The sequence below is a fragment of the Tepidibacillus decaturensis genome, from assembly GCF_001561915.1.
Classification (GTDB): Bacteria; Bacillota; Bacilli; order Tepidibacillales; family Tepidibacillaceae; genus Tepidibacillus_B; species Tepidibacillus_B infernus.
In genome coordinates, this window is sequence record NZ_LSKU01000001.1 from 2283315 (window position 1) to 2291695 (window position 8381).

The window sequence follows — 8381 nt, forward strand, 5'->3', positions numbered from 1 at the left end:
TGATTCGATAGTATATGTATATTCCTACACCAAACATTTTATATTAAATTCTCTAAAAATAATAGATTTTTTTGAATTCGCTTTCAATTTTTTCAATTAATCTTTATAATAATTTAAAATGATATATTTCTTCACTATACGAAATGAGGGATTTAAGTGGAAGTTGGCTTTTTAGAAGTGTTAATGATCGGATTTGTCCTTGGAATCAAACACGCCATTGAGCCTGACCATATCATCGCTGTCTCAACGATTGCCAGTCAAAGTAAAAGTCTTTGGCGATCTTCATTAGCAGGCGTTTTCTGGGGAATTGGCCATACGGCAACGATTTTTATTGTTGGCATCTCTTTTATTTGGATAAAAGGGGAAATCCCTGTAACATGGGCCATGTCCTTAGAATTTTTAGTTGGGATTATGCTTGTCGTGCTTGGAGTCTCAACGATTCTTTCCTACAAGAAGAATAAGATTCATGTTCATCATCATGAACATAATGGGATCGCTCATATACATTTTCATGATCGTCACGATTCTCATGTCCATCCAAAAGACGAAAAGAAGCTTTCCTATTTAAAATCTTTAATGATTGGTTTTATTCATGGACTAGCAGGCAGTGCAGCTATGATTATTTTGACGATGTCCACCGTACATAGTCCTATGGAAGGTGCCATTTATATACTCGTTTTTGGGGTCGGTACAACGATTAGTATGTTATCCTTTACTACCCTAATCGGTATTCCTTTTGTTTTAAGTGCAAAACATATTCAGATGAATCAATCCTTAACGATTTTAGCCGGGGCATTAAGTATGATATTTGGATTCTATAATATGTACAATTTGGGGATTACTGAGGGTTTGTTTAGCATGTGGGTGCAATAAAGAAAGTAAGACTGCTTACTCATTTTGGAGGTAAGCAGTCTTTTGCTATTTCTATACAGTCCTATTGATTCACGATTTCTTTTGCTTTTTTAATGATATGTTCAGCAGTTAGTCCGTATTTTACTAATAACTCATCTGGTTTACCAGATTCTCCAAAGGTGTCTTCTACACCGACGCGTTTTACAACAGTTGGTGCGTATTCAGTAACCACTTCAGCTACCGCACTTCCTAGGCCACCATAGATATTGTGTTCTTCGGCAGTAACGATTCCTTTTGTTTCTTTTGCTGCTTGAATTATGATATCCTTATCAATTGGTTTAACGGAAGACATGTTGATCACTCGGGTAGAAATCCCTTCTTGATCAAGCTGTTTTGCTGCCTCGATCGCAGGACTTAGCATGACACCCATCGCAATGATCGTAACATCCGTCCCCTCTTTAACAACAGTTCCTTTACCAATCTCAAAATTGTAATTCTCATCAAAAACAACTGGAACCGCTGGGCGACCTAAGCGAATATACATCGGGCCATCGTAATCAACAGCCGCATGAATCACTTGCCTTGTTTCTTCAGCATCTGCTGGTACAATGACAGTCATATTAGGAATCGCTCTCATCATCGCAATATCTTCGACTGCTTGGTGTGAAGCACCATCTTCTCCTAGAGTAAGCCCAGAGTGGGTAACCGCGATTTTTACATTTAACTTAGGATAGCATATTGAATTACGAATCATATCGCCCACTCGTAAGGTTCCAAATAGAGCAAAGGTGCTAACGAAAGGAATTTTCCCTGTTGTTGCTAAACCTGCAGCAGTACCGATCATATTGGCCTCGGCTATTCCCATATCAAAGAATCGTTCTGGGAACTTTTTGGCGAAGTCGATCGTTTTGGTGGATTTTGCCAAGTCAGCATCTAAGACAATCACATTTGGATTTTTTTCTCCCACTTCTACTAATGCTTTTCCATAGGCATCACGGGTTGCAATCTTAGTCATTTTGCTTCCCTCCATTCAATTCTGCTAATGCTTGCTCCAATTGTTCAGCATTTGGTGCTGTTCCATGCCAACCTACTTGATTTTCCATAAAGGAAACTCCTTTTCCTTTAACCGTATTAGCAATAATCATCGTTGGTTTCCCTTTGGTTTGTTTTGCTTCTTGAACAGCCGAATCAATTTGATTCAAATCATGGCCATCAATTACGATTACATGCCAGCCAAATGCACGGAATTTTTCGTCGATTGGGGCTGGGTTTATAATTTCATCGACTTTACCATCAATCTGTAAATGATTGTAGTCGACGATGGCTGTTAAATTATCTAATTTATAATGTCCAGCTGCCATGGCTGCTTCCCAAATCATTCCTTCTTGTAACTCTCCATCTCCAAGCATTGCGTAGACACGATAATCCTTTTGATCCAACTTTCCAGCTAATGCCATCCCATTGGCAGAAGACAATCCTTGACCAAGGGAACCCGTACTTTGTTCTACTCCAGGAAGCGATTTACGACTTGGGTGTCCTTGAAGGCGAGAGTTGATTTTTCGGAATGTCTTTAATTCATCCTTTGGAAAAAATCCTTTTTCTGCTAATGCAGCATAAAGAACTGGACTAGCATGTCCTTTACTTAATACAAAACGGTCACGGTCTGGATCTTTAGGGTTCTTAGGATCAATGTTCATCTCATGAAAGTATAAATAGGTTACGATATCTGTGGCAGATAAAGAACCACCAGGATGTCCAGAACTTGCTTCAGCAACCATTTTAACAATTTCTTGACGAATGGTATTGGCTGTTTTCTTTAATGAAGCCAAAGTTTGTTCATCTAAAGCCATTTTTATCCCTCCAATTTTTATGTTTTTTATAGATATAGTTTGTGGTTTATTTTAAACATTCTCTAATTCTTATATTAATACCTTTTACGTTCTAGAAATTCTACTACGTAAATAGGCATCAATAAATGCATCAATTTCTCCATCCATCACCGCGTTCACATTTCCCGTTTCCGTATTGGTACGATGATCTTTGACCATCGAATAAGGATGGAAGACATAAGAACGGATTTGACTTCCCCAACCAATTTCCTTTTGTTCTCCACGTAATTCTGCCAATTGTTTTTCTTGTTCTTCGATTTGCTTTTCATATAATCTTGCTTTTAATAGTTTCATCGCTTTTTCCCTGTTTTTAATTTGGGAGCGCTCTGATTGGCAAGTTACAATAATATTAGTAGGTAGGTGTGTAATCCTTACCGCTGAATCGGTCGTATTGACATGCTGGCCACCTGCGCCACTGGAACGGTAAGTATCTATTTTCAGATCCTCTGTGCGAATTTCGATATCGATTTCATCTTCAATTTCAGGTAAAACATCAACAGAACTGAATGAAGTATGTCGTCGTCCTGAAGCATCAAAAGGAGAAATACGTACCAAACGATGAACTCCTTTCTCTGCTTTTAAGTAACCATAGGCATTGTGGCCTTTAATTATAAGAGTTACACTTTTAACCCCTGCTTCTTCACCTGCTAAATAATCTAGGACTTCTACTTTATACCCATGATCCTCAGCCCAACGAGTATACATTCGCAGTAGCATTGAAGCCCAATCTTGAGACTCTGTACCACCTGCACCAGGATGAATCTCTAAGATGGCATTGTTTTTATCATATGGATCGTTAAGCAATAATTGTAATTCAAACTCAGAAAAACGCTTGCTTAGAGATTTCATACTTTTTTCAAGCTCAGCAAGCATTGCTTCATCATTTTCCTCTAAAGTTAATTCAAGCATCACTTGAATATCTTCAAATTGTTGCTCAAGGTCTGTCATTTGCTCAGTTAATTCTTTCAATCCGTTGACTTCACTAATCACTTTTTGAGCCGCATCATTATCATCCCAAAAATCCGGCTTAGCCATCACTTCTTCTAATTCTTCTATTCGGCTCTTTTTTTGATCAATGTCAAAGAGACCCCCTGATTTCTGCTAAACGCTTAGCCATCTTTTCTAATTCATGTTTTATTTCGCTTTCTGTCAGCATCTACTTCACCTCTTAGGTAAAATTCACCTTTCCATTCTAACATAGTTTGCCCATTCCTCCAACAAATAATGGAGATGTAAAAGAACCAAGTAGAAATTCTACTTGGCCACGATCAAATTATGCTGTTGCGCCATGACAGTGTTTATATTTCTTACCACTTCCACATGGGCAAAGGTCATTTCTTCCTATTTTTTCAGCCGCTTTTGCTGGTTTTTTCTTCGTTTGTTCACCTTTTGTATCTACCGCTTGACCCACTGCGACAGCTTCTCTTTGTAAGTTATTCTGGATTTGTGCCTTCATGATATAAGTGGCCACTTCTTCCTCAATCGCTTGAATCATTCCCTGGAACATTTCAAAGCCTTCCATTTGGTATTCACGCAATGGATCAGTTTGTCCATAAGCACGTAAATGAATACCTTGACGCAATTGATCCATCGCATCGATGTGATCCATCCATTTACTATCTACTGCACGTAATAGAACAACCTTTTCAAACTCTCTCATATTTTCTCCAAGTTGTTCTTCACGTTCTTGATATTGTTGTTCTATCCTTTGACGGAAAAGCTCAATGATCTCTTCAGGTTCTTTCCCCCAAATATCTTTTTCCGTAATCGTTCCTTCTTTTAAGAAAGTCCGGTTTGCTTGTTCAATAATCGCTTTTAGATCCCATTCTTCTTGCACAAGCTCTTCAGGGCAATGAAGGTGTACCAAACGTTCTACATAGTTCATGATCATACCAATAACCACGTCACGTAGATTATCGCTTTCAAGCACTTCACGACGTTGACGGTACATCACTTCACGTTGTTGGTTCATCACATCATCATACTGTAAGACAGTACGACGGATATCGAAGTTTTGTCCTTCTACTCGTTTTTGGGCCGATTCAATTGCCCTTGTAACCATTCGGCTTTCAATTGGTTGGTCTTCTTCCATTCCCAACTTATCCATCATACCCATGATATGCTCTGAACCAAATCTTTTCATAAGTTCATCTTCAAGTGAAAGATAGAATTGAGTAGAGCCTGGATCTCCCTGACGCCCTGAACGACCACGAAGCTGGTTATCGATTCGTCTACTTTCATGACGTTCAGTACCAATAATATGGAGACCACCAAGCTTGGAAACTCCGTCTCCTAAAACAATATCTGTACCACGGCCAGCCATGTTTGTGGCGATTGTAATGGTTCCAGGTTGGCCTGCTTTTGCTACAATCTCTGCTTCTTGGGCATGGAATTTTGCATTCAACACATTATGAGGAATGCCTTTACGCTTTAACATTTCAGATAAAAGCTCAGACTTTTCAATCGAAGTAGTACCTACTAACACAGGTTGTCGCTTTTGATAGCGATTAACAATTTCATTTACAACAGCTTGGTATTTTGCCCTCTCTGTTTTATAAATCACATCTGGCATATCTTCACGGATCATTGGCATATTCGTTGGAATCACCACAACGTCTAAACCATAGATCTTTTTAAATTCTTCTTCTTCTGTTTTAGCTGTACCCGTCATTCCAGCTAGTTTTTGATACATTCTGAAGTAATTTTGTAAGGTGATCGTAGCAAGTGTCATGCTTTCGTTTTGAACTTGAAGTCCTTCTTTTGCTTCGATCGCTTGATGAAGTCCATCACTATAACGGCGGCCATGCATCAAACGGCCAGTAAATTCATCAACGATAATCACTTCTCCATCTTGCACCACATAATCTCGGTCACGTTTCATTAACACTTTCGCTTTTAATGCCTGAGTAATATGGTGATTTAATGTGATATGATTTGTATCATATAAGTTATCAATTCCAAAAGATTTTTCTGCTTTTTCTACCCCTTCATCTGTAAGAGCAACAGAATTGGATTTAATATCCATTGTATAATCTTCTATTTCTTTTAGGCGATTGACAAAATGAGCAGCAGCATAATAAAGATCAGTAGATTTTGCTGCTTGCCCAGAAATAATTAAAGGTGTTCTTGCCTCATCGATTAAGATGCTATCCACCTCGTCAATAATCGCATAATTTAAAGGTCTTTGCACCATTTGTTCTTTATACAAAACCATATTGTCACGTAAATAGTCAAAGCCAAATTCATTGTTGGTTCCATAGGTGATATCTGCTGCATAAGCTTCTTGCTTCTCTTGGGCAGATAGATCATGAATATTTAGCCCAACAGTTAATCCAAGGAATTCAAACACTTGCCCCATTTGATTACGGTCACGAGTTGCAAGATATTCGTTAACAGTCACCACATGTACCCCTTTACCTTCAAGGGCATTCAGATATGCAGGAAGGGTGGCGACCAAGGTTTTTCCTTCCCCAGTCTTCATTTCAGAAATTCGGCCTTCATGGAGAACAATCCCACCTAAGATTTGCACATCAAAATGGCGCATTCCTAATACGCGCTTTGCTGCCTCCCGCACAACTGCAAATGCTTCTGGTAATAAATCGTCTAATGTTTCGCCTTTTTCTAAACGTTGTTTAAATTCCGCCGTTTTATCTCGAAGTTGGCTGTCTGAAAGTGTACTAATAGTTGACTCCAACTGATTCACTTGATTGACTATTTTATTTAAACGTTTAATTTCCCTATCGTTGGTATCACCAAAAACCTTTTTTTACCAATCCAAGCACGGGAACATCTCCTCTCAGAGAACAAAAATATGTTCATTATTTCAACAATATCAAATTTTATTTTATCATGTTTTGCGGTATAAAAGTCAAATTCTCCTATAAAAATACTAGATTTATTTTTTCCATATCGCCCGAATTTAGCCAAAAAACACCTTTATCTTTTTAAAAAATCCTCCATTTTAAATTAACGAGAAAAATGCATATTAGTTTCATTAGCTTTACAGAGATATATCATTTTACGATAACCTGATGGAATCAATCTAACAATTAGGGTATAATTAATTCGCTCATTATTTTTTAGAAAAAGATATACAAACACGTGTTCTTGTTATATAATATTTTTAGCAACTACTGTACGGCATAAAACCTATTTTAAAAATGAATTGAAAGGAGGCATAACCGTTGGAACAGGAAATTTTAATGCAAATCATGGATAAGCTTACACAAATGGATAACAAAATGACATCTATAGAAGACAGAATCACAACTATAGAAGATAGAATGACATCTATGGAAGACAGAATCACAACTATAGAAGACAGAATGACATCTATGGAAGACAGAATCACAACTATAGAAGACAGAATGACATCTATGGAAGACAGAATCACAACTATAGAAGACAGAATGACATCTATGGAAGACAGAATCACAACTATAGAAGACAGAATGACATCTATGGAAGACAATATCAGTCAACAATTCCAAGTCGTTTATCAGAAACTAGATACTATATCTAAACAAGTTGCAGATAATACGGAACTAATTAACCAAATCGGCTTTCTTTATGCAAAAGTCGAAAAAAGGGTTGACCAATTAGAAACGGATGTAAAATTAATTAAAAAAGTATTGGCACTTTCTTAAGAAGCACTCTAAGAAAAGGTTTGTATATTCCATCGCGCTCCGTCATCCGTACTCTTCTATGAATAAAGATTAAGAAGAGAAGGGCACTTCTGAAGGCACACAAAGTGTACAAGTCGTGCTACAGAGCTAAAGCTGCTAGTCACGCTATGTCGCAGCTTATGGAATATACAAACCCCTAAATGACAAGTGGAAAAAACCAGACCAAAGCATTAAATCGCTTTAGTCTGGTTTTATTTTACTCACTATTTATTTTTTAAAATTCTGGCTCAATTAACGCATATTTTCCATCTTTACGTTTATAAACAACATTCATCTCATCTGTTTCTGCATTAGAGAATACGAAGAAATTATGTCCTAACATATTCATTTGTAAAATGGCTTCTTCTATATCCATTGGTTTAAGGTTAAATCGTTTGGTTTTAACAACCTTAAAATCATCTTCCTCTTCTTCGGAAACTTTTCCATTTGGCTCTTCTTTAAATAAGGTCTTTAGGCTACCTTCTTGTCTAAATTTTCGGTTGATCTTTGTTTTGTGTTTTCTGATTTGTCTTTCAAGCTTTTCTACAACTAAATCAATAGCTGCGTACATGTCTTCACCAGACTCTTCCCCTCTTAAAACGACCCCAGGGAGTAATACGGAAACCTCGACCGTGTGCAGATCTTTTACTACCTTCATGGTTACGTTTACATCTGAGGTAGGCGGAGTATCAAAATACTTCTCAATGCGACCTACTTTCTTCTCTACATATTCTCTTAATGCTTCGGTCACTACAATGTTCTCTCCACGAACGTTAAATTTCATGGTAAACTCCTCCTTTCATAGTTATATTTATTCCCTGTTTTCAGCAAAAATCCTTCTTTGATTTTTAAAAAAAGTATAGAAAAATATGTTAGGGTTTGTATATTACAACGCGCTCCTTCATCCATGCCTTTCTCTGAATAAAGAGTAAGGGAGGAAGAAAGTTACACTTTCTGCATAGTGAACTACATCGTC

6 protein-coding genes and 1 pseudogene are annotated in these 8381 nt (G+C 37.5%); 2 read left to right on the plus strand and 5 right to left on the minus strand.

Annotated elements, in window-relative coordinates; translation table 11 throughout:
* The first annotated feature begins 156 nt into the window (after positions 1-156).
* Complete coding sequence (locus tag U473_RS10705) at positions 157-873, plus strand: urease accessory protein UreH domain-containing protein (RefSeq protein WP_068726195.1); 717 nt, start codon at positions 157-159, stop codon at positions 871-873.
* Positions 874-934: 61 nt separating this feature from the next.
* On the opposite strand, the gene U473_RS10710 is transcribed toward U473_RS10705, so the two are convergent.
* From U473_RS10710 to secA2, 4 genes and pseudogenes are all read right to left on the minus strand, one after another.
* Complete coding sequence (locus U473_RS10710) at positions 935-1867, minus strand: transketolase family protein (RefSeq protein WP_068726197.1); 933 nt, start codon at positions 1865-1867, stop codon at positions 935-937.
* Positions 1860-2702 (minus strand): transketolase, encoded by an 843-nt coding sequence (locus U473_RS10715; protein WP_068726200.1) that lies wholly within the window; start codon positions 2700-2702, stop codon positions 1860-1862. The genes U473_RS10710 and U473_RS10715 overlap by 8 nt, the downstream gene beginning before the upstream one ends.
* 84 nt (positions 2703-2786) lie before the next feature.
* A protein-coding gene (prfB, locus tag U473_RS10720; RefSeq protein ID WP_153012042.1) for a peptide chain release factor 2 occupies positions 2787-3897 on the minus strand; the annotation gives its coding sequence in 2 pieces (ribosomal slippage) (positions 2787-3821 and positions 3823-3897; 1110 coding nt in all).
* Between the two features lie 117 nt (positions 3898-4014).
* A pseudogene (gene secA2, locus U473_RS10725) lies at positions 4015-6523 on the minus strand (accessory Sec system translocase SecA2).
* 402 nt (positions 6524-6925) lie between these two features.
* Between secA2 and U473_RS10735 the strand changes: the two are divergent.
* Entirely contained in the window at positions 6926-7387 is a 462-nt protein-coding gene (locus U473_RS10735; RefSeq protein ID WP_068726207.1) for a hypothetical protein, read from the plus strand.
* A 253-nt stretch (positions 7388-7640) separates the two neighbouring features.
* On the opposite strand, the gene hpf is transcribed toward U473_RS10735, so the two are convergent.
* Complete coding sequence (gene hpf, locus U473_RS10740; RefSeq protein ID WP_068726209.1) at positions 7641-8189, minus strand: ribosome hibernation-promoting factor, HPF/YfiA family; 549 nt, start codon at positions 8187-8189, stop codon at positions 7641-7643.
* Positions 8190-8381 lie beyond the last annotated feature (192 nt).

Bases quoted from the DNA above. Each gene is read 5' to 3' on its own strand.
- U473_RS10710 (WP_068726197.1), bottom strand. From the start codon at position 1,867: ATGACTAAGATTGCAACCCGTGATGCCTATGGAAAAGCATTAGTAGAA.
- U473_RS10715 (WP_068726200.1), bottom strand. From the start codon at position 2,702: ATGGCTTTAGATGAACAAACTTTGGCTTCATTAAAGAAAACAGCCAAT.
- hpf (WP_068726209.1), bottom strand. From the start codon at position 8,189: ATGAAATTTAACGTTCGTGGAGAGAACATTGTAGTGACCGAAGCATTA.